General features: G+C 63.9%; 17 protein-coding genes. 11 read left to right on the top strand and 6 right to left on the bottom strand.

The genetic code is table 11. From position 1 onward, the window contains the following. Window positions 1-38: 38 nt before the first annotated feature. On the top strand, window positions 39-986 hold the full coding sequence (locus AB4O22_RS08865; RefSeq protein ID WP_053119855.1) for a 2-hydroxyacid dehydrogenase: 948 nt from the start codon (window positions 39-41) through the stop codon (window positions 984-986). 2 nt (window positions 987-988) lie between these two features. Here AB4O22_RS08865 and tssA read toward each other — a convergent pair whose 3' ends face one another. The 5 genes from tssA to AB4O22_RS08840 form a co-directional block, all read right to left on the bottom strand. Further along, complete coding sequence (gene tssA / locus AB4O22_RS08860) at window positions 989-2,071, bottom strand: type VI secretion system protein TssA (protein ID WP_003202788.1); 1,083 nt, start codon at window positions 2,069-2,071, stop codon at window positions 989-991. After that, a complete protein-coding gene (locus AB4O22_RS08855; protein ID WP_460096143.1) occupies window positions 2,068-5,892 on the bottom strand; it encodes a type VI secretion system protein in 3,825 nt (1,274 codons plus the stop codon). Before AB4O22_RS08855 ends, tssA begins: the two co-directional genes overlap by 4 nt. After that, on the bottom strand, window positions 5,889-6,650 hold the full coding sequence (locus AB4O22_RS08850) for a DotU family type IV/VI secretion system protein (RefSeq protein ID WP_053162869.1): 762 nt from the start codon (window positions 6,648-6,650) through the stop codon (window positions 5,889-5,891). Before AB4O22_RS08850 ends, AB4O22_RS08855 begins: the two co-directional genes overlap by 4 nt. Window positions 6,651-6,668: 18 nt before the next feature. Next, complete coding sequence (tssK, locus tag AB4O22_RS08845) at window positions 6,669-8,000, bottom strand: type VI secretion system baseplate subunit TssK (RefSeq protein WP_003202794.1); 1,332 nt, start codon at window positions 7,998-8,000, stop codon at window positions 6,669-6,671. A 64-nt stretch (window positions 8,001-8,064) separates the two neighbouring features. Further along, window positions 8,065-8,493, bottom strand: a complete 429-nt coding sequence (locus AB4O22_RS08840; protein WP_460070877.1) for a type VI secretion protein — start codon at window positions 8,491-8,493, stop codon at window positions 8,065-8,067. 244 nt (window positions 8,494-8,737) lie between these two features. Here AB4O22_RS08840 and tssB point away from each other — a divergent pair, with 244 nt between their 5' ends. From tssB to AB4O22_RS08790, 10 genes are all read left to right on the top strand, one after another. After that, the gene (tssB, locus tag AB4O22_RS08835) at window positions 8,738-9,298 is read left to right on the top strand and encodes a type VI secretion system contractile sheath small subunit (protein ID WP_003202799.1); all 561 of its coding nucleotides are present in this window, start codon (window positions 8,738-8,740) and stop codon (window positions 9,296-9,298) included. 30 nt (window positions 9,299-9,328) lie between these two features. After that, window positions 9,329-10,810 (top strand): type VI secretion system contractile sheath large subunit, encoded by a 1,482-nt coding sequence (tssC, locus tag AB4O22_RS08830; protein ID WP_223470558.1) that lies wholly within the window; start codon window positions 9,329-9,331, stop codon window positions 10,808-10,810. 192 nt (window positions 10,811-11,002) lie between these two features. Next, on the top strand, window positions 11,003-11,500 hold the full coding sequence (locus AB4O22_RS08825) for an Hcp family type VI secretion system effector (protein WP_046063980.1): 498 nt from the start codon (window positions 11,003-11,005) through the stop codon (window positions 11,498-11,500). A 13-nt stretch (window positions 11,501-11,513) separates the two neighbouring features. Further along, window positions 11,514-11,957 carry a type VI secretion system baseplate subunit TssE gene (gene tssE / locus AB4O22_RS08820; RefSeq protein ID WP_223470557.1) on the top strand — a complete coding sequence of 148 codons (444 nt, stop codon included), beginning with the start codon at window positions 11,514-11,516 and terminating at the stop codon, window positions 11,955-11,957. Further along, window positions 11,941-13,731: a type VI secretion system baseplate subunit TssF gene (tssF, locus tag AB4O22_RS08815; protein ID WP_223470556.1), complete on the top strand. Its 1,791-nt coding sequence runs from the start codon at window positions 11,941-11,943 to the stop codon at window positions 13,729-13,731. Before tssE ends, tssF begins: the two co-directional genes overlap by 17 nt. After that, window positions 13,695-14,720 carry a type VI secretion system baseplate subunit TssG gene (gene tssG, locus AB4O22_RS08810; RefSeq protein ID WP_460096142.1) on the top strand — a complete coding sequence of 342 codons (1,026 nt, stop codon included), beginning with the start codon at window positions 13,695-13,697 and terminating at the stop codon, window positions 14,718-14,720. Before tssF ends, tssG begins: the two co-directional genes overlap by 37 nt. 1 nt (window position 14,721) lies before the next feature. After that, complete coding sequence (gene tssH, locus AB4O22_RS08805) at window positions 14,722-17,265, top strand: type VI secretion system ATPase TssH (protein WP_223470553.1); 2,544 nt, start codon at window positions 14,722-14,724, stop codon at window positions 17,263-17,265. A 67-nt stretch (window positions 17,266-17,332) separates the two neighbouring features. Continuing rightward, window positions 17,333-17,914, top strand: coding sequence for a hypothetical protein (locus tag AB4O22_RS08800; RefSeq protein ID WP_038856368.1), 582 nt, complete (start codon window positions 17,333-17,335; stop codon window positions 17,912-17,914). A gap of 32 nt (window positions 17,915-17,946) precedes the next feature. Then, the gene (gene tssI / locus AB4O22_RS08795) at window positions 17,947-19,956 is read left to right on the top strand and encodes a type VI secretion system tip protein TssI/VgrG (RefSeq protein ID WP_460096141.1); all 2,010 of its coding nucleotides are present in this window, start codon (window positions 17,947-17,949) and stop codon (window positions 19,954-19,956) included. A gap of 33 nt (window positions 19,957-19,989) precedes the next feature. Next, a complete protein-coding gene (locus AB4O22_RS08790) occupies window positions 19,990-20,511 on the top strand; it encodes a toxin-antitoxin system YwqK family antitoxin (protein ID WP_460053410.1) in 522 nt (173 codons plus the stop codon). A 41-nt stretch (window positions 20,512-20,552) separates the two neighbouring features. On the opposite strand, the gene AB4O22_RS08785 is transcribed toward AB4O22_RS08790, so the two are convergent. Continuing rightward, window positions 20,553-20,948 carry a DUF4280 domain-containing protein gene (locus tag AB4O22_RS08785; RefSeq protein ID WP_003202818.1) on the bottom strand — a complete coding sequence of 132 codons (396 nt, stop codon included), beginning with the start codon at window positions 20,946-20,948 and terminating at the stop codon, window positions 20,553-20,555. Window positions 20,949-21,114 lie beyond the last annotated feature (166 nt).

Below are 21,114 nucleotides of genomic sequence, written 5' to 3'. Positions count from 1 at the left end.
ATACCTGATGTTCGACAAAGCGCCCACAGGAGCCCAGCATGACCGCAACCGTTCTGGTACTGGTTGAAACCGTCAATGAATACCTGCCGATTCTCGAGCGGCAGGGTTACCACCTGGAATTGGCGCCCACGCCGGCCGAACGTAAGACAGCGATTTTCGAACACGGTGAGCGCTTCGGCGCAGTGCTGACCCGCGGCCCCTTGGGTTTGACCGCCAAGGAAATGGCCGCCCTGCCCAACCTGCAGATCATTTGCGTGATCGGCGCCGGTTACGAACAGGTGGACCTGCAGGCCGCACGCAATCGAGGCATCGTGGTGACCAACGGCGCCGGGGTCAACGCCTCGTCAGTCGCTGACCATGCCATGGCGCTGCTGCTGGCACTGGTGCGCGACATTCCCCGGGCTGACGCGAGTGTGCGCCGGGGCGAGTGGGCCAAGGTCATGCGCCCTTCCCTGGCTGGCAAGCGCTTGGGTGTGCTGGGCCTGGGCGCGGTGGGCATGGCGATTGCCAAGCGGGCCGCCCTCGGCTTCGACATGAGCGTCAGCTACCACAATCGGCGGATGCGCAACGACGTGCCCTACACCTTCTGCGCCACGCCCACGGAACTGGCCCGGGTCTCGGACTTCCTGATCGTCGCCACGCCCGGCGGCCTGGACACCCGGCAGTTGATCAACAAACAGGCCCTCGATGCCCTGGGCCCCCATGGCTTCCTGGTGAACATCGCCCGCGCCAGCGTGGTCGCCACCACCGATCTGATCAATGCCCTGGAGCAGCGGCGAATCGCCGGAGCGGCCCTGGACGTGTTCGATCACGAACCCGAAGTGCCGGAGGCGCTGAAACACCTGCCCAACGTCGTACTGACGCCCCATGTGGCCGGCCTGTCGCCGGAAGCGACACGGGGCACGGTGGAGTTGGTGGGCCAGAACCTGAACGCGTTCTTTGCCGGAAAACCGGTATTGACGCCAGTACCGCTACCCGATGCGTAGCCTTAAAGAACCCCCAGCAACGTCCACAACCGCCTGGACTCGGCATCGGCACTGATCAGTTCACCCAGCAACTCGCTCAACGGCTTGTTGCCCCACTCCACGCCGCGTCGGATCAGGTAGGGCACCGGGCTGTGGGGTTCGGTACGGGCCAGGTAACCGGCGATGACCAGTAGCTGTCGGTAGGCCTCTTCACGATTGGCCGGTTCCTGGAAGACCTGGGCTGGAGCCGCCTGCGGCTGGGACGTCGACGTCGTGGACGCCGGGGACGTTTGCACCGGCGCGACGGTGGGTTGCTGTGGGTGCATCGCGATGAACTCCTCTACCAGTGTCAGCAAGGCCTGCATCACGTCCTGCAGGGATTTGTAGCCCGGGGCCAGGTTGCCCAGGTAAGCGTCGCTCCAGGCTTCGAGCCGTTGCAGGTGTTGCAGGCTCAACATCAGGCTGCCTTGGCGGTGCAACCAGAACGACAAGGGTGTGTTGCGAATCAGTTCGCCGAGTTTCTTTTGATCGTTGCGCGCCGCTTCGGCCGAGGCCTTGGCGTTCTTGCTGTCGTTGACCAACACTTGCTGGCGCTGCAAGCGTTGCCAGTCGTCCAGGGAGAAAGCGGCGAAGGCCTGCTCCCGGCCGTCGAACAACGGCACCCGCGTCAGCAGCACTTCGCTGTAGCGCCGGGCCAGCCACTCCAGCGGGATCACCCGCCACGACTGGTCGCCGTCCTCGGCCTGGGGGTGCAACTGCTCCGGATAGCGCTCACACAGCCCCGCCACCAGCGCCAGGCTACCCGGCAACCCCTCCAGCCCGGCCATATGCAGCCAGGCCTCCCCCAGCCAGGCGCTGATCATCAGGTCCTTGCTGCGCTCAAGCAGCAACGTGGTCGCAAGCCGTTCCAGGTCTGGCCACAGGGCGCGCTTGATCGAAGACTGCCACACGCCGGTGGGCAGGCTGGTGTCGTCTTCCCGGCGCAATTCGCGCAACTGGTCGTATTCCGGTTCGTAGCGCAGGTCCGGGCCACAGGGCGATTCGGCGCTGATCGGCTCGAGCAACTGGCTGACCAGCTCAGGCAAAGGCGATATCGGCAAGCTCACAGGCCCTCCTCACGGGTGGCGATGGCGGGGCTCGATGCGGTCGCCATGAAAGGTGAACGGGGCGCCCGCGTCGGCAGCGGTGGGATCGACAAAGGCAGCTTGGAGCCCTGGCTCATCAACGACAGGCGCATGAACATCAACGTTTGCTGCGCCGTGCTGGCCTGGGTCTGGGCGGTCACCGGCAGTTGCAGGGCCAGGGGAAAATCGGTGTAGTCGACATTTGGCTGGCGCTGGACCGACACCAGCGAGCGCATCAGGCGCAGCAACGACCAGGGCCCCTGGTACTCCCAACCGGCCTCCAGGTCGCGCACCACCAGGTTCGGTTGCAGCGGGTCGTTGGCCGGACGCTGATAACCGTTACGGGCCCAGCGCAAGGTCAGGCGTACGGGCTGGCCGACCATCCAGCGCAGGTTCTGCTGGCCGCCGCCGGGGTAGCTGATCTGTTGGTTGCCGGCGTCCAGGCTCCAGGCGATCACCTGGTCGGCGCCGCGCTCCTCATCGCGATCGGTACGCCAGCGCACGTCCATTTCCACCCCAAGAATGCCACTCTTGTCCCGCACGAACAGCGGCCCGAGCCAAGTACCGGCCTGTTTCAAACGGTTGAGGAAATCCTCGGCCGCCAGCCGCTCCGGCGTCTGGCTCAGCGTCAGTCCGGCCTGGGCCAGGGGCAGGCGTGTGTCGATCAGTTCCAGCAAATGCTGGACCCGCGCCGGGTCGGCATCGCTGGCCCGCACATCCTGAGAAAACGGAAAGCGCCCGGCCAGGTATTGATTGAAATAGTTGGCCAGGTCATTCCAGGCCGTCGCCGCCTGGTTCTGTTGCAGGTACAGGCACCGTTGCAGGGCGCCCTGCTGCAACGCGACCGTGCGCAGGGCCAGGTCACCGCGCCCGCCGGGCAGGCTGGAGGTCTGCAAGATCTGCGCACAGGAGGTGGTGTCCATGGCGATAAAGTCCCGACTGACCAATTGTTCCAGCTGAGCCGCCGAGCTGGCCGGGTTCTGGTTCTTGTACTTGAGCAATTCATCGTTGAGGGCCATGAAGCGTGCCACTTGGTCGTGCTCCAGGGCCGACAGGTTGTCCTGCTGGACAATCAACCATTCCAGCGCGGGCATTCGCTGCTCGGCGACCTGCAGCATCGCGCCGAATTGCTGGGCCAGGTTCAGCTTCAGGTCTTGCGGATCGCTGGCACCGTAGAGTTGCAAGCCGAAGTTTTTCGAACCGTCCCAACGCTGGACATCGGCCCGCTGGCTGAACAGCGGCTGGGCATCGATTTCGTCCAGGCCACTCTTGAGCTGCGCCAATGCCCGGCGATTGAGCAGACGTTGGAAACGGATCGCCAGGTCGCCACGGTGCACGTCCATGAAGGCCTTTTGCAGCGCTACGGCCTGGGTCGTTTGCACATTGAAGCCCATGCCGGGCAACGCCTCGTCGCTTTCATCCAGGCTCAACCACATGGCCCGGGCCGCGGCACCTTCAGCGGCCTGCATCAGCGCGTCACGGTAATCCGGCGGAATGCGCGGCATTTCTTCATTGGCATAGCTCTTGTAGCTGGCGAAGTAGTTCAGCGCGACGCTGAAATCATCGCTGCCATCGCCCTGGCCCATCGAATCGGGGTTGTTGCCCGACGGATCCTTCTGCATGGCCAGCGCCACGAAATCACGCTTGAACAGCGCCTGCACCGCACCGTCCAGCGCCGTGACATGGTCTTGCAAGACCAGCAGGCCACTGCCCTGTTGCACCAGCAGATTGTCCCGGGAACCGGTCTGGACGATCCACTGGTCACGAAAGCTCTGCTGCAACTTCGCCGCCTGGCTCTCCAGGTCCTGCTCGATATCCGGCCCCAGCAAAGTGCTGTGGCTGACCTTGTCCAGCATCTGGCTGTAGCCGGGTACCAGGTCCTGGCCCTTGCCCCGCCCCCAGGCCGAGTTGGTCAGGCTGACCAGGGTCTGCAAATCGTCGATCAGCGCCATCAGGTCTTCGAGTTCGCTCAACGAATTGCCACTGCCGGCCTCCAGCCGTTGCAGGTGCAGCTTGAGGTAACCGGCCTGGCGCACGAAGTTGTCCGCCAGGAAGTAGTGGTCCAGCCAGCGCTGCATCAGGCCGCTGAAGTTATCGGAGATCACCGGGCGCGCGGTGTTCAGGTCCAGCCCTTTCAAATCGCTGTTCTGGGCATCGAACAGCACCCGGTTATAGAACCGGGGCCGGCTCAAGGTGCCGGTGTTGAGCCCCAGGGACAAGGCGGTGTTGCTCAGTTGCACCAGTTCGTCCAGCGGTGCCTTGGGATCGTTCACCACCTGGCTGAACATCTGGTTGTGCTGTTCAAGGCGTACCGCCAGGTCCACCAGCGCCTTGGCCTTCACGTAGCTCTGCCATTGCGCCGGATCTTCGTTTTCGACATTGCCCCGCCGCTCGGTGTTGCGGATGGATTTGAGCTGTTCCAGGTCTGAATTGAGCAGGTCCCGCAGAGGTAATATCCAATGGTGCCGAGCAGTCAGGCGCAACTCATTCTCCAGCTGCGTGTCCACGGAAGAGAACCACGAAGTGGGAAAGACCACCGAGACAAAGCGCCAGCGCGGGGCCTTTTCCAACATGTTCCAATAGTTCTGCACGTTGTGCCGGGTCGGTTCCAGCTGCGGTTCGTCAGGATCGACCACGAGGTGATTCTTATGGGTGCTGAGGATCAACCGCGACAGCCCTTCGGCTTCATCCACCGAATCGTGCCAGACCCAGACCATGCCACCCAACCAGACCAGGCCCACCACCAACGCCACCGCTCCGACCAGCCGATGCCCGCGCTGGCGCAGGCGCAACAGCCGCGGCACGGGCTGGGCCAGGCCACGCTCGGCCACCAGCCGTCGTGACCACAATTGACGGGCGAACACGGTTTGCCGCTGGGCACTGTCGGCGGCGGTCAAACCATCACCGCTGACAGCCGGCGCCTGGCTGGCAGTGAAATACACCCCGCGACAACGCGGCGCTTCGCCTTGGGCATTGCCCTGGAACACCGGCTCCAACAGGATCTGCAAGGCCCGTCGCAAGCCTTCGAAGCGCTCCGGCAACCCATACAGATCGCTGCCCAATTGCCCCGACAGCGCACCGATCTCGATGATCGATTGCGACAGCGCCGCGTTGACCTGGTCCAGGGCCTGGTCACTCCACTGCGACTGCCAGGCCGCATCCGGCAAATAGGGCGAGGACCAGCCCAGCATCGATTCACGCGCCTCGGCGGGCAGCGCGCTGACCAGTTCCTGGACCCCGGGCAGCTCTTCCATCCCGGTGATCACCACGTACACCGGCAGGCTGAGGCCGAATCGTTGCAACAGGTCGATAAAGCACCGCCGGACCTTGAGGCTCAGTTCGGTGGTGTGTTCGATGTCATCGAGGGTGCTGAACGGCACCGTCCAGATCACCGCATCCAATGGTCGCTTGCTGCGCAAGCGCAACATCAGCCCCAACAGGCGCCACCAATTACCCCGTTGCCGGTTCATGCCTTCATCGGGCAGGAACAACGCCTGGGGCACCACCAGCACCGAGCCCTCGGCATCGGAAAACCAGCGCCCGAACCAGGCGGCCTTGTCGGTCGGTTGCAAGCGCCACTGGGCGCACAGTTGGGCGCCGTCGCTTTCGTTACCGAGCATCATCAGCCAAGGCATCTGATAGCGGTCCCGGGTGCCCTGCTCCTGTTCCATGCGGCGCACCGCCCCATAGAAACTGCGGATCGCCACTCCGCCTTGGGTCCGCAGCCACCAGATCAGGGCCGCGATCAACAGCACCACGACGATGGCGAGCACCACCAGGGCAACGATACTCAGGGTGCTCATGAGTCCTGCTCCTGAACCACCGACTCGTTCAGTTGCAGCACCGGTTCGAGCTCCAAACGAATGTCACGCCAGAACACCTGCCCCAGCCCGGTCAACAACAACACCATCGCCAGGATCGCCAGCCCCAGGCGAAAGCCGTCCGGCAGTGATTGCTGCACCGGCATGCGCACTGGCGGCGTCGCCGAAGACAGCGCCAGGCGCTGGCTGACATCGACATAATCGGGTTCGTGCTGCCAGGCAAACGTGAACAACGCCAGGCGCCATTTCTCATGCTGAACCTGGCCAGGCTCGCCGCGCAACCGGCCCTGGAACCCGAGGATCAGGCATTGCAGGTAGACATTCGCCAGGTCCCGGGTGCCGGGCATCTGCTCGTCCAGCAGTTTCTTGATCGCCGCCGGCAAGCGCTCGCCGGCCTGGCGACTGGCATACATGCGTGATTCGAGGGGGTGCTGCTGCCAGGCCAGTTGTCCGGGCCAGGGGCTGAACAGCAAGGTTTCGTCCACCAGCGCCACGAAGGCATAGACCAGCGACTTGACCTGCTCGGTAGCGGCATCGCCGACGGTGGCGAAGGCCACCCGCCACAGACGCTGGGCGCCGCGCCCGGAAAACTCCACCACCCGATTGACCAATGCCGCAGGGTCGCTGTCCTTGGGCAAGTCTTGCCATTCCTGGGACCACTTCAGCCAGGCCTGGCGAAAAGCGCTGCTCAGCGGCGCCTCATGCAGACTCCGAACCGCCCCGCCACTTCCATCAGGCATACGACTCCCCTTTTGCGATCAGGCACTTTCACTGGCTTGCGCCACGAACAACACCACTTGCCACGGGCTACTGGCCTGGGCCGAGGCCGGCGCCACGATGTGCAGCGGCAATTGCGCGTCGAACCATTGCCCGCTGGCCGCCACCACAAACAAACGGGTGTCGTCGCCCACGCTGTAGGCCACCTGTTCGTTGCGGCTCATGGCCTGGTGAGGCAGACCGCTCATGCGCTGTCGGCTCAGCAGCGGGATATGCCGCGCCGACGCGATGATCGCCCCGCGCAACCACTCGCCCGCCGCCTGCTCGCTGGCGCCGTTGGGCATGCGCAGGCCGATCACCAGGCGTTGGTCCGGTTGGTCGTCAGGCAACTGGATCGAGAAGACCTGCTCATTGCGTTCGAAGGCCAGGCTGCGATAGCCGGCACGAACCAGTTCCAGGGTGGTTTCCAGCCAGTCGAGCAACGGCTCGTAGCCGCGCTGCAATTCGAGAAAATCCAGCGGTGCGAAGGCCGGGACGCCCGCCAGTGGATCGAGGGCCGACCAGCTCCCGGCCAACCCCAGCAGCAAACCGTAGAGCGCCTGGGGCGTCGCCACCTGGGTGTTCAGCGCGCCCTCGACTTCCGGCAAGCGCGCCCACAAGGCGGTCAATTGCCGGCGGATCTCCACGGCATCGTCCTGGTTGCCGGCCGCCTGGGCCTGGCGCAAGCGACCGGCGAGAAACATGCACTTCTCCCGGGCCCGGGCGCACACTCCGGCGACCCGTCGACCGAGGGCCGACTCCGGCAACAGGATCGGTGTCGGCGGGGTGTAGGGCACGCGCCAGAAGCCACCGCCCTCCTTGCGGATGCGCAACAGCGGCAGGCAGATCGAATCGGCCTTGCTCAGTTGCGTACACAACCTCGGGTTGGGTCGCCAGACGGTGATCGACTCGGGAAATGAACCGCTGGTGAGGTCCGGCAACGCCTCGCCGACCACCGATTGCAGGCGCCCCTTGAGCGGCACCAATTGCCCGGCGCGCCACAGTGGGCTGACGGCCAGGTACACAGTCACAGTGGCGTCGTCGGTCTTGTCGATCGCCTCGCCGATGTCCAGCTCCAGGGTCGGCCCGACACCGGCCTGCAGGTTGACCGGCAAGCCGTCCGGCAAGGTGCCTTGCAGTTGCAGCAGCCGCACCTGGCCGGCGCTGAGGGCCGAAGGATCGACTTCCAACTGGCTGACACCCCAGAACCAAGGATTGCAGGCCCCGGCAAAATACGCGGCCAGCGCCTCGGCGCGCAGTCCTTGCAATTGAAAATGCTGGGGCAGCAATTGCATCCCCTCATGCCAGCACACCGCGTCAGGTAACAGACTCATACGACTCCCTTCGACATCCCAATGTCGCCGCGCATGGCGGCCCGCGGTCACTCAAGGCTGGCTGTCATCGAGCCCCGTCATTCACGAGGGTCATCTCGCGACTGTCGAACTTCAGCCAGGCCTCGCGCTGATCGTCCAGCCGAAGCCGGTGGGCTCCGGGAGTGTTATAGCTGGCGAAGACCAAAAGTCCAGCGGCGCGCCGCCCCTCCAGCGGGAAGGGTTGGCGGTCGATGAATTGCCCCGGAACCAGCTCCAGCCCCCACACCGACATGAGTTGACGATAGTCGCGCTGAAACTGTTCGCGCTCGGCGAACCACTGGCTGGCGGTGATGCCCGACAGCTGCTTGAGCAGGTCCGGGTCGTTCACCGCGATGAAGTCCACGGCGATCGGCGTGTCGTCATTGGCACGCGGCGCGACGTCCAGGGTCAGGCTGCCCAGGTCGACGCTGGGGGCAAAAAGCGAGCAACCGGTGAGTGCCAGGCTCAAAAAAATCCGAAAAAAAACCCACGCAAAATGAATCTTCCTTTTCTCAGCGGTCAAAAATTGTTTTTGCTTGCTTTTTTATAGACCTGTTCTAGCGTCTTGGGTAGTTCGACCCACACGGTCGAATGCGCCAGGTTCGTCAAGGGAATGACAGGTTTTCTGCCGTCCATTTGCAACCTGTGGATCAGCAAGGGAATGCGATGAGCGGGACTCCCGATGCATTGCGCCCACACATGCATCGGAGTCGGCCGCCATGGCAGAAAGTACCCAGCACAAGCTCGACAGAGTCCGTCCTCCCCGCGTCCAGATCACCTATGACGTGGAGATCGGCAACGCCATCGAGAAAAAAGAATTGCCACTGGTGGTCGGCATTCTGGCCGACCTCTCAGGCAAGCCACTGGACCCGCTGCCCAAGCTCAATGAGCGGCGCTTTACTGAAATCGATCGGGATAATTTCAACGAGGTACTCGCCTCCATCTCCCCCCGCGCCACGCTCCAGGTGAACAACACCCTCAGCGGCGACGACAGCAAGCTCAACATCGAACTCAACTTCCGTCACATCGACGACTTCGACCCGGTCAAGGTCGTGGAGCAGGTCACGCCGTTGCGTCGGTTGTTCGAAGCGCGCCAACGCCTGCGGGACCTGTTGACCAAACTCGATGGCAACGACGACCTGGACAAGCTGCTGCGCGACGTGATCGCCAACACCGAGGGCCTGCAGGAAATCAAGTCGGCGCGACCCCAGGACGTACCGCCGGAGCTGCCCGCCGTGGCCGCCAACGATGACCCTGCCCCGGCCGAACCACAGGCCTGATCGCGCGCATCATTCAAGGGAGATAACGCCATGCCTGCTTCATCCAGCGCTCAAACCAGCGAGAGCACGACCCAGACCCTGTCCCTGCTGGACAAGATCATCGCCGAAGGCCGCATGGCCCACGACGACAGCCAGCAAGATTACGCCCGCGACATGCTGGCCGAATTCGCCACCCAGGTCCTCGACGAAGGCATGGCCATCGACAAGGATACCGTGGCGATGATCAACGACCGCATCAGCCAGATCGACCAGTTGATCAGCGCCCAGCTCAACGAAGTGCTGCACCACCCCGACCTGCAGAAACTCGAAGCCTCCTGGCGCGGCCTGCACCTGCTGGTGCAGAACACCGAGACCAGCACCCGGCTCAAATTGCGCCTGCTCAACGTCACCCAGAAAGAACTGCAGAACGATCTGGAAAAAGCCGTCGAATTCGACCAGAGCGCGCTGTTCAAGAAAATCTACGAGGAAGAATACGGCACCTTCGGCGGACACCCGTTCAGTCTGCTGGTGGGCGACTACACCTTTGGCCGGCATCCACAGGACATCGGCCTGCTGGAAAAACTCTCGAACGTCGCCGCCGCTGCGCACGCCCCGTTCATTGCCGCCGCCAGCCCGCGGTTGTTCGACATGACCAGCTTCACCGAACTGGCGATCCCCAGGGACCTGTCGAAGATTTTCGAAAGCCAGGAGCTGATCAAGTGGCGCTCCTTCCGTGAAAGCGAAGACTCGCGCTACGTATCCCTGGTGCTGCCGCACTTCCTGCTGCGCCTGCCATACGGCCCGGACACGCTGCCGGTGGAAGGCATCAACTACGTCGAGGACGTCAACGGTACCGACCACAGCAAATACCTGTGGGGCAACGCCGCCTGGACCCTGGCGCAACGCATCACCGAAGCCTTCGCCAAATATGGCTGGTGCGCAGCCATTCGCGGGGCCGAGGGCGGTGGCGCGGTCGAAGGCCTGCCGGCCCATACGTTCCGCACCAGTTCCGGGGATCTGTCGCTCAAATGCCCGACCGAAGTGGCAATCACCGACCGCCGTGAAAAGGAACTCAACGACCTGGGCTTCATCTCCCTGTGCCACAAGAAAAACAGCGACGTGGCGGTGTTCTTCGGCGGCCAGACCACCAACAAGGCCAAGGTCTACAACACCAACGAGGCCAACGCCAACGCGCGGATCTCGGCGATGTTGCCGTACGTGCTCGCGGCCTCGCGTTTCGCCCATTACCTGAAGGTGATCATGCGTGACAAGGTCGGCAGTTTCATGACCCGCGACAACGTGCAGACCTACCTCAACAACTGGATCGCCGACTACGTGCTGATCAACGACAACGCGCCGCAAGAGATCAAGGCGCAGTACCCGTTGCGCGAAGCACGGGTGGACGTGACGGAAGTGGCCGGCAAGCCAGGGGCCTACAAGGCCACGGTGTTCCTGCGGCCGCACTTCCAGTTGGAGGAGCTGACCGCCTCGATCCGCCTGGTGGCGACCCTGCCGCCACCGGTAGCTGCCTGACCGCCCTTGGCGAGGGAGCAAGCTCCCACTGCCCACTGCAGGAGCTGACTGTAGGAGCTGACGAGTGCAACGAGGCTGCGATCTTTCCACGGACGCTTGAGTCCCAAGCGAAAGATCAAAAGATCGCGGCCTTCGGCAGCTCCAACAGGTACCGGGCACTACCTCATTCGTCTTCTTCAGGAGTTCCACACAATGGATGCAATCATTCTCGACCTCGGCGGCGACATCAAGGGCGACAGCCTGCTGGAGGGTTTCACGGACAAGATCGAGGTCATGTCCTACAGCCACAACGTGGCGATGCAGGTCACCAACGACGTCAGCAACTCGGAACGCACCTCCGGCCGACCCCACATCGGCGAATTCACCCTGACCAAATTCGTCGACAGCTCCACCCCCACCCTCAATGAGTATTGCTGCGCCGGCAAGCCGATCCCGCAAGCCGTCATCACTATTGGCCGCAATGCCGCCGAGGGCAGCGGCAAACTCATGCCGTTCATCATCTACACCCTGACCAACGTCGTGCTGTCCAACGTCAGTGTCAGCGGCGGCACCGGCGGCAAACCGGTGGAAACCCTGTCGCTGAACTTCACCAAGATCAAATGGGAGCTCACCGCGCAGAAAGACGACGGCACCAAGGAAGGCACGGCGGGCACGACCTGGGACCTGGCCGCCAACAAAATGACCAAGTAGGGAAACCGCGCCCATGGCTGGCTTCGGGCTGCGTCCGCCCCTGTTCGAACGCCTGGCCAGCCCGGCGAACGATACCGGGCGGGCGTTCGACCGACAGGCGTTGCAAGACTCGGTGCATGCCGAACTGTCACGCCTGTTCAATACCCGACGCGGCCCACGGGCGCTGACCGAACCGCCGAGCATCCTGGACTATGGCATCGCCGACTGGACCGCGCTGCAACAGCAGCGCAGCGATGACCGCCATCAACTGACCCGGGAAATCCGCCAGGCCATCACCCACTTCGAACCTCGCCTGCGCCTGGGCGAGGTCGAGGTCTGCCCGGTGCCGGGCCATCCGCAGCAACTGTGCATACGGCTGTTGGGTGAGCTGCGCGGCGACCTGCACGCATGGCCCGTGGCCTTTGTCATCGAGCACGCCGGCGACGGCCTTGAGGTACGACATGAGCGACTCGATTGACCCGCAACTGTTGGACTATTACCAACGCGAACTGACCTGGTTGCGGCATGCCGGGAGTCTGTTCGCCGAGCGCTACCCCAAGGTCGCCCGGCGCCTGGAGTTGTCCCCCGGAGAGTGCCCCGACCCGCATGTCGAGCGCCTGCTCGAAGGTTTCGCGCTGTTGGCCGCCCGCTTGCAACGCCGGCTGGACGACGACTACGCCGAATTCAGCGATGCCCTGCTCGAACAGCTTTACCCGTTGGCCATGCGCCCCTTGCCGTCGTGCGCCATCGTGCAGTTCGAACCCGACCCCAGCAAAGGCAACTTGAACGAGGGCTACCCGCTGCCCCGCGACACACCGTTGTTCGTCACCACGGACACAGGCCAGAGCATTCATTTTCGGACCACCGCCGCCGTGCAGTTGTGGCCGGTGGAAATCAGCGAGGCATTGCTGCTGGGCAGCGACGAAGCCCAGGCGCTGACCGGAGTGGTCCGGGCCCGCTCGGCCTTGCGCCTGGAGCTGCGGTGCCTGGGCGAAAGCCAGTGGTCGACGCTGGGAATCGACTCGCTGCGGGTACACCTGGCGGCGTCACCGATCATCAACGCCGGGCTGTATGACCTGCTGGGCGCGCACGCCATCGAGGTCCTGGCCGGTGCGCCGGGCAGCGTGCCGGAGTCGCTGACAGGCTTGCCACAGATCGTCGGCTTCGCCAGTGACCAGGTCTTGCTGCCGGATGAAGACGGTGTGCATCCGGGCATGCGTCTGCTCGCCGAGTACTTTGCCTTCCCGGATAAATTCGGCTTCTTCGATCTGCCACTGGTCGGCGCCACCTGCGACGGCCCGTCCTTGTACCTGTACATCGTTTTCGACCGCCCTCCCACCAGCCGCCTGCCGCTGCAGGCAAGCGACATCGCCCTGGGCTGCACGCCGGTGATCAACCTGTTCCCCAGGACTTCCGAGCCGCTGCGCCCGGATGGCACTCGCAGCGAGTACCGGTTGGTGGCCGACAGTCATCGGGAAAACAGCGTCGAGATCCACAGCATCCGTGGCATGCGCGCCATGTCCAGCCAGGGCGTGCGCAAAGTGCCGGCCTATTACGGCAGCCAGCATGGCAGCGACCAAACCTGTTATTGGCATGCGCGTCGGGTCAGTGGCATGAGCCCGAACCGATTGGGCACCGACTTGATGGTCAGCCTGGTGGACACCCAGTTCGACCCGCTGGCCGATACCCGCGACTACAGCCTCACCGCCGAACTGCTGTGCACCAATCGCCATCTGGCCCAGAGCTTGCCGGCCGGCACCCCGTTGGGTTTCGAGCGCCCGGGGCCGGTGGCCTGGGCACGCCTGCGCAACCCACCCAGCCCGCAAAGCCTGCCGCGCCTGGACGGCGAATCGCGCTGGCGGATGGTGTCGCAATTGACCCTCAACCATTTGTCGCTGGTCGAAGGCCCCCAGGCATTGGACGCACTGCGCGAGATTCTCCAACTGCACAACCTGCGGGACGAGGCCAGCGCCCATCGCCAGATCGAAGGGGTATCGGGGCTGGGCTGCGACCGGGTCATCGCCCATGTCGGCGAAGACGCCTGGCGCGGCTGGCGCAATGGGCTGGAGGTGCGCCTGCAACTGGACCCGCAATACTTCGTCGGTAGCAGCGCCGTGCTGTTCTCCGGGGTGCTGGCGCAATTCTTTTCCCTTTACGCCACCGCCAATCGCTTCGTGCGCACCGTGCTGGTCCAGTCCGACAAGGAGGTGAAGACATGGCAACCCCAAGCCGGCAAACCCCTGGTGCTCTGAACCTGAGCCAGCGCCTGCGCCGCGACCCGCAACGCTTCGAATGGCTCCAGGCCTTGCTGCTGCTCGAACGTGAACATCCCCAGGCCGAGCCTTTGGGCAGCGGCACCGCGCCGCACGCCGAAGCCTTGCGTCTGCGCGGGCCCTTGACGCCGTTGTTCGCCGCCAGTGAGGTCGAGAGCCTGAGCCAGGAACCCGGCCTGCCGCCAACCCTGACCACGCCGATCTTCGGCCTCGGCGGCCCCGACGGCCCGTTGCCCTACGCCTACCAGGAATGGCTGCAACAACGGGCACGGGCGAAGGACCACGCCCCGGCGGAATTCCTCGACCTGTTCCAGCATCGCCTGCTCAGCCTGCTTTACAAGGTGATGCGCAAACATCGCATCGCCGTGGGTTTTACCGCCCCAGGCGCGTCCGCCGTACACGCGCAACTGCGGGCGTTGACCGGCTTGCTGCCCAAGGCCTTGCAGGAACGCCAGGCCGCCCCCGACTCGGCGGTACTGGCCTGCACCGCGCTGTACGCCGATGGCCGGCGCTCCCTGGATGGGTTCGCGGCGATTGTCCGTGAACAGTTCGGGCTGCCCGTGGAGCTGACCGCCTACGAAGGTGGCTGGCGTGAAATCCCGCCAGCCAGCCGCAGCCGCTTGCAACCGGGCGGGCGCAACCTGTGCCTGGGCCGCAACGCGGTGACCGGCACCCACGTCTGGGACGAACATGCCGGAGTGCGTCTGACCCTCGGCCCGCTGACCACGGGCCAGGCCAGCGGACTGCTGCCCAACGGCGAAGCCCATCCGCTGCTCGCCAGTCTCTACGCCCTGTACTTCGGCCCTGACCTGGATTGCACCCTGGTGCTGCTGATCCGTGGCGCCGGCCCGCTGCAACTGGACCGCCAGGCAGCGCCACGGCTGAACTGGAACGGTGGCCTGCAACGCCAGCCAACCCTCGCCGTGCAACGGATCGAAACCCGCCTTCGTCAGCCGGAGATTGCCTGAAATGGAACTGGCCAGCCTGATCGGACGCCTCAACCCGGATAACCGCCGCGCCCTGGAACGGGCCGCGCAACGTTGCATGCAGCGCAGCCATCATTACGTGGAAATCGAACACCTGCTGTTGGAGTTGCTCGACATCGAGGGCGGTGATTTTGCCTGCCTGCTGCCACGATTCGGTCTGGAGCGTGACGCGGTGGCGACGGAAACCAACAAGGCCCTGGACCTGTTCAAATCCGGCAGCACCCGCACACCCGCCCTGTCGGCACAAACCATCGGCCTGCTGGAAGACGCCGTGGTCCAGGCCAGCGTGCTGGGCCTGGACAGCATCCGTTCCGGGCTGTTGCTGCTGGCGCTGCTGGACCGCGATGAGCGCCGCAGCCTGCTGCTCAACAGCGCCTCGTCGTTGCTGCGCATTCCTCGCGACGCCCTGCGCGCCCACCTATTGGAATGGACCGAAAGCTCCCGCGAGCATGTCGGTGGCGTGCGCCCGGCCAAACCCGGCGAGCCTCCCCAGAAACAGGACCCGGTGCTGGACCAGTACACCCAGGACCTGACCGCCGACGCCCGCGCCGGGCGCATCGACCCCATCGTCGGCCGCGACGGCGAGATCCGCCAGTGCATCGACATCCTGCTCCGGCGCCGGCAGAACAACCCGATCCTGGTGGGCGCACCAGGCGTCGGCAAGACCGCAGTGGTGGAAGGCCTGGCCCTGCGTATCGCCGCCGGGGATGTGCCGCCGTCGTTGCAGGAAGTCACCCTGCGTGTCCTCGACCTGGGCCTGTTGCAGGCCGGTGCCGGTGTCAAAGGTGAATTCGAACAACGCCTCAAAGGCGTGATCGACGCGGTACGCAGCGCCGAAAAACCGATCATCCTGTTCATCGACGAAGCCCATACGCTGATCGGTGCCGGCGGCGCGGAAGGCGGCAGCGACGCGGCCAACCTGCTCAAGCCTGCCCTCGCCCGGGGCGAACTGCGCACCCTGGCCGCCACCACCTGGCTGGAGTACAAAAAATATTTCGAGAAAGACCCGGCCCTGGCCCGCCGCTTCCAACTGGTGCAGGTCGAAGAACCGGACGAACTTACCGCGGTGGAAATGCTCCGCGGCGTGGCGAGCAAACTGGAACAGCACCACGGCGTGCAGGTGTTGGACGCGGCCATCCACGAAGCGGTGAAGCTGTCCCACCGCTACATCTCCGGGCGACAGTTGCCGGACAAAGCCATCAGCGTGCTCGACACCGCCTGCGCCCGGGTCGCCCTCGGCCAGCACGACGTGCCGCCGCCGTTGGAAAGCCTGCGCCATCGGCAGAACAGCCTCAAGGACGAGGTCGAACGCCTGCGCCGGGAACAGGCCACCGGGCTCGATCACCGCGAGCGCATCACTCTGCTCGAAGACGAATCGACCAGCAATGTGCAGGCCATCCGCGAGCTGGAAACTCGCTGGGGCGAAGAGCGCGAAGCCGTGCGCGAGCTGCTCGACACCCGGCGCGAACTGCTTGCCCTGAGCGAACGCGCCGACAGTGAAAAAGCCGACACCGAGATCGATAACCGCATCGACCACCTGGCCGCCGAACTGCTGCGCCTGGAAGCTGGCCTGGATGCCATTCGCCAGGACGATCCGCTGGTGCCCGAACAGGTGGACAGCAAGACCGTCGCCGCCGTGATCGCCGGCTGGACCGGCATCCCGGTGGGCAAGATGCTCGCCGACGAAGCCCACGCCGTGCGCACCCTCGGCCAGCGCATGGGCCAGCGGGTCATGGGCCAGAGCACCGCGTTGAACACCATCGCCCAGCGCCTGCAAGCCTACCGCGCCGGCCTCACCGACCCACAGAAACCGGTCGGCGTATTCCTGCTGGTGGGCCCCACCGGCGTGGGCAAGACCGAAACCGCCTACGCCCTGGCCGACGCCTTGTACGGAGGTGAACGCAACCTGATCAGCATCAACCTCTCGGAGTACCAGGAAGCCCACACCGTCAGCCAACTCAAAGGCGCCCCACCCGGCTACGTCGGCTACGGCAGCGGCGGCGTGCTCACCGAAGCGGTGCGGCGCAAACCCTATTCGGTGGTGCTGCTGGATGAAATCGAAAAGGCCCACCCGGATGTGCTCGAAGCCTTCTACAACGTCTTCGACAAAGGCCTGATGGAAGATGGCACCGGCCTGGTGGTGGACTTCAAGAACACCGTGATGCTCGCCACCAGCAACGTCGGCGCCGAGCTATTGCTGGATACGCCCACCGCGCAACTGGGCAGCGATGCCTTCAACGAAGCCTTGCACAAAGTGCTGCTGCAAGCGTTCCGCCCGGCGTTTTTGGCGCGCATGACCGTGGTGGCATACCGGCCGCTGGATGAAGCGACGCTGGAGGGGATCGTGCTGGCGAAGCTGGAAAAGCTGCGCGGGCGCTACAAGGCTGCGACGGGCAAGCAGTTCGAATTCGATGCCGGGATCGTCAAGGCTGTGTTGGCCAAATGCAGCGCGGCGGGGGCACGGGACGTCGAGAATGTGCTGATGACGCAAGTGACAGGGAAGTTGGCGGAGTGGGTGTTGGAATGACTTTAAATGAGTACAAACCGCCCCTCCTGTCCCGGAATTCAAGTGCGATTGTCCGTAGGAGTCTGTCATGACAGAGGTGCATAAGGTCGGACGTTATTCTGGCGGTAATGTAGCGATGACTGGGGCGAATCCTTTGTACGCCTCGTGGCTGGCGGCCAATCAGGCTACCAATGGCGGCACCATTCCCGACTTGGCGAGCATTTGCCACGAGTCCTCTTCCAGTCGCCGGGCGCAGGCTGGTTCGGGCGCATCCCATGGAACCTGCTTCGCGCTGGTCGAACACTTCGATGCGGCTCGAGGCCTGCTGATGTACAAGTTCGGCGATAGCGCGTTAAAACTGGATTTGCTTGGAAACTACACCACGACCACCAAAAAAGTAGTCACGACTCTGCGCGGGCACGCAGAGATCAGCGCGTTGGTCCAAGCGATCAATAGCGTCACGCTTCCCGACGGTGACTACAGTAATTTCGTTACCCGTATTTATATCGAACTGAGTCCCTGCCAGCTCTGTGGCCCACAATTGGCGCCCTATATCGGAAACTCGGTGTTGATGTACACCTACACCTATGGAAACGATAACGAGATGGGTGGATGGGTCAGTGACAACCAGGCAGCGATCCATTCAAAAGGTGGAACATTCAAATGGTAAGCGTGACCTCAACTTTTATCTAAGGATGTTCGATGCCCCGCTCCACCGACAGCAACACCACCCTCTCCCTTACCGCCACCACGCTGGCGGCGCTGTACCCTGAATCGCTATCGGGCGAAGAAAGCCTCAACGCATTGGGCTCGCACATCCTCAACGGCATCAACGACGGCGCCTCGTTAACCCTCACAACCGCCGTTGCCAGCCATGTCACCACGACCCTGCACAAGGACGCTCTGCTGCGCCCGTTGGACTTGCTGGTGGCCGAGATTCGCCAGCTCCCCGCCGACGCCACCGCCGAGCGCTATCAACTCCTGCTCCGGCCCTGGCTCTGGTGGCTGAGCCTGGCCAGCAACAACCGCGTATTCCAGAACCTCGCCACCTCGGACATCGTCACCACGATTTTCAAGGCCCATGGTTTCACCGACTTTCAGCTCAAGCTCACCGGCAGCTACACCCCGCGCGAATACTGCGTGCAATATGGCGAGACCGACCTGGCCTTCGTCTCGCGCCTGCTGGAAGAAGATGGGATCTTCTGGTTCTTCACCCACGAGGAAGGCACCCACACACTGGTCCTGGCCGACAGCAATGACGCTTTCGCACCGATTCCCAACGGGCCGACGGTGAACTACCTCGGGCAGAGAATCGGCGAGCGGGAACTGCATGGCATCCGCTTCGGGCAAGTGTGCCTGCAAGCGGTGGCCGGGGTTTACCAGGCAACCGACTATGAATTCACCACGCCGACGACATCGCTCTACAGCCAGGCCGAAGCCGTGGCCGGGCCAAGCTCGATGTACGAACATCCCGGCGGCTACACCGCCAAGGCCCAGGGCGATGCGTTGACCAAGCAGCGGGTGGACGGCCTGCGCAGCCAGGAGAAACGTTTTGTCGGCGAAAGCGATTGCCGCTGGCTGGTGCCAGGGTATTGGTTCACCCTCGCCGGCCACGAAGACACAACGCTGAATATCGATTGGGTCGTGACCTCGATCAGCCACGAAGCCAGCCACGACAGCTATCGCAACCGCTTCGAAGCGATCCCCAAGGCCACGGTCTATCGACCGCCCCGCGTCACGGCAAAACCGCGCATGCACACCCAGACAGCGCTGGTGGTGGGCAAGGCCGGCGAAGAGATCTGGACCGATGAATATGGCCGGATCAAATTGCAGTTCCCCTGGGACCGCACCGGCAAGAACGACGAGACCTCATCCTGCTGGGTCCGCGTGGTCTTGCCCTGGAGCGGCAAGGGCTTTGGCATGCAGTTCGTACCGCGCATCGGCCAGGAAGTCATCGTGACCTTCATCGACGGCGACCCGGATCGTCCCCTGGTCACCGGCTGCGTCTACAACGGCGACAATGCCCTGCCCTACGCACTGCCGGCGAACCAGACCCAGTCCGGAATCAAGACCAATTCGTCCAAGGGCGGTGGCGGTTTCAACGAGTTGCGTTTCGAAGACAAGAAGGACGCCGAAGAGGTGTTTCTCCAGGCCCAGAAAGACTTCAACATCAACGTGCTCAACGACACCACCGCCACCGTCGGCCACGACGAAACCCTCACGGTGCAGAACGCCCGCACCCGCACGGTAAAGGACGGCGACGAAACCGTGACCCTGGAGAAAGGCAAGCGCAGCGTGACCATCCAGACCGGCAGCGACAGCCTTGATGTGAAGGACACCCGCACCGTCACCGTGGGCTCGGACCAGACCCACAGCACCGGTGGCAACTACGAGCACAAGGTCACCGGCAATTACAGCCTGACGGTGGACGGCAACCTGACCATCAAGGTCAGCGGCACCCTGACCCTGCAAAGCGGCGGTAGCTTCGCGATCAAGAGCGGCGCCGACCTGGCTGCCCAGGCCAGCACGTCCATCAGCCAGAAAGCCGGCACAGCCCTGAGCAACCAGGCCGGTACCTCGCTGGAAAACAAGGCCGGCACCACCCTGACCAACGACGCCGGCATCAGCTTGGTGAACAAGGCCGCGGCCGAACAGACCGTGGACGGCGGCGGCATGCTGACCATCAAGGGCGGCCTGGTGAAGGTCAACTGACAGGAACCTACCAATGGCCTCGAAAAACTCGACCTGGAACGTGGCGACAGCCAACTGAGCGGGCAACTGGTCGATGGCCAGCTCGACGGCCCGCTGCAAATCGAAGAAGCCCAACGCCCGCAAGCAAAACTCAACTACAGCCAAGGTGAACTGCAAGGCACCAGCACCCTGTACCACCCCAATGGCAAGGTCTCGGCGGTATTGCCGTTCGTGAAGGGCAAGTTGCAGGGTGTGGCGAGTTTCTATGCGGCCGAAGGTGGGTTGCAACGCCAGGCCACGTACCGCCGCGGGTTGCTGCACGGTGAGGCGAACAACTACTTCCCCAACGGGCAACTGGCCGAAGCCGAGGTCTATCGCGACGGCGTGCGCGACGGTCGCTATCGCCGCCTGCACCCCAACGGCAACCCGGCGGTCGAAGCCCGCTACCTCAACGGCCAACTGCTGGAGCCAGCCCAGGCCTACGCCGAAGACGGCCGGCCACTGGACGCCGAAGGCAAGCCAATCTCCCGGGTGCGCTGGTGGTTCAGGCGCTGGAATGATCCGGCGCAGGCCTGACTATTGTCTTCCCCCCTGTGCAATGCCTGCAAGATTGCCAATCAGGGGATGAGCATTTGCACCTGCCCCGGCACGACGATCTTGATCACCCCGGCCCAGGTGCACATCAAGGTGCTGTTGGCATCGATGGCCGGCATGTTGCCCAGCAACAGGGTCGGGGCGCCGCCGGGGATCCATGGGGCCGCAGTGGCCGGGATGCATGGCATGGGAGTCAGCACGCCGAGTGCCGCAGCGGTGGCGGCGGCCACGGTCGGGTTCGCCAGGCTCATGCACATGCCGAACGTGGTGATGTTCACCAGCGGGATGTGATCCATGATGTTCGCCGCCGGCATCCCGCCAGTCAGCAGGCGATTGACCGGCAGCACATTGAGCACCGCCGGGGCAGCGCCGAAGCTGCATTGCAAGGTCGCGGTGCCACAGACTTGCGGGCATCCCATCGCGATGACTCCCTGAAAGCGACAGACCTCACAACCATAGCTCGCCCATGGCCGTCGTGCATCAGGCCCGCTGATTATCCTGCAACACGCTAACCTATAAGACCCTGGCGTGCTTGTGACGCCTCCCGCGCGCCATTAGATTAGCCAATGATCGATGGCCTCCAAA

This window comes from Pseudomonas sp. S3_B11 (assembly GCF_054667715.1).
Note: the sequence above shows the minus strand (reverse complement) of the source record. Positions and strands in the feature narration are given on the sequence as shown.

Bases quoted from the DNA above. Each gene is read 5' to 3' on its own strand.
- tssF (WP_223470556.1), top strand. From the start codon at position 11,941: ATGAGCGACTCGATTGACCCGCAACTGTTGGACTATTACCAACGCGAA.
- tssI (WP_460096141.1), top strand. From the start codon at position 17,947: ATGCCCCGCTCCACCGACAGCAACACCACCCTCTCCCTTACCGCCACC.
- AB4O22_RS08785 (WP_003202818.1), bottom strand. From the start codon at position 20,948: ATGGGATGCCCGCAAGTCTGTGGCACCGCGACCTTGCAATGCAGCTTC.
- tssG (WP_460096142.1), top strand. From the start codon at position 13,695: ATGGCAACCCCAAGCCGGCAAACCCCTGGTGCTCTGAACCTGAGCCAG.
- tssC (WP_223470558.1), top strand. From the start codon at position 9,329: ATGCCTGCTTCATCCAGCGCTCAAACCAGCGAGAGCACGACCCAGACC.
- tssE (WP_223470557.1), top strand. From the start codon at position 11,514: ATGGCTGGCTTCGGGCTGCGTCCGCCCCTGTTCGAACGCCTGGCCAGC.
- AB4O22_RS08855 (WP_460096143.1), bottom strand. From the start codon at position 5,892: ATGAGCACCCTGAGTATCGTTGCCCTGGTGGTGCTCGCCATCGTCGTG.
- AB4O22_RS08850 (WP_053162869.1), bottom strand. From the start codon at position 6,650: ATGCCTGATGGAAGTGGCGGGGCGGTTCGGAGTCTGCATGAGGCGCCG.
- tssK (WP_003202794.1), bottom strand. From the start codon at position 8,000: ATGAGTCTGTTACCTGACGCGGTGTGCTGGCATGAGGGGATGCAATTG.
- tssH (WP_223470553.1), top strand. From the start codon at position 14,722: ATGGAACTGGCCAGCCTGATCGGACGCCTCAACCCGGATAACCGCCGC.
- tssB (WP_003202799.1), top strand. From the start codon at position 8,738: ATGGCAGAAAGTACCCAGCACAAGCTCGACAGAGTCCGTCCTCCCCGC.
- AB4O22_RS08865 (WP_053119855.1), top strand. From the start codon at position 39: ATGACCGCAACCGTTCTGGTACTGGTTGAAACCGTCAATGAATACCTG.
- AB4O22_RS08825 (WP_046063980.1), top strand. From the start codon at position 11,003: ATGGATGCAATCATTCTCGACCTCGGCGGCGACATCAAGGGCGACAGC.
- AB4O22_RS08800 (WP_038856368.1), top strand. From the start codon at position 17,333: ATGACAGAGGTGCATAAGGTCGGACGTTATTCTGGCGGTAATGTAGCG.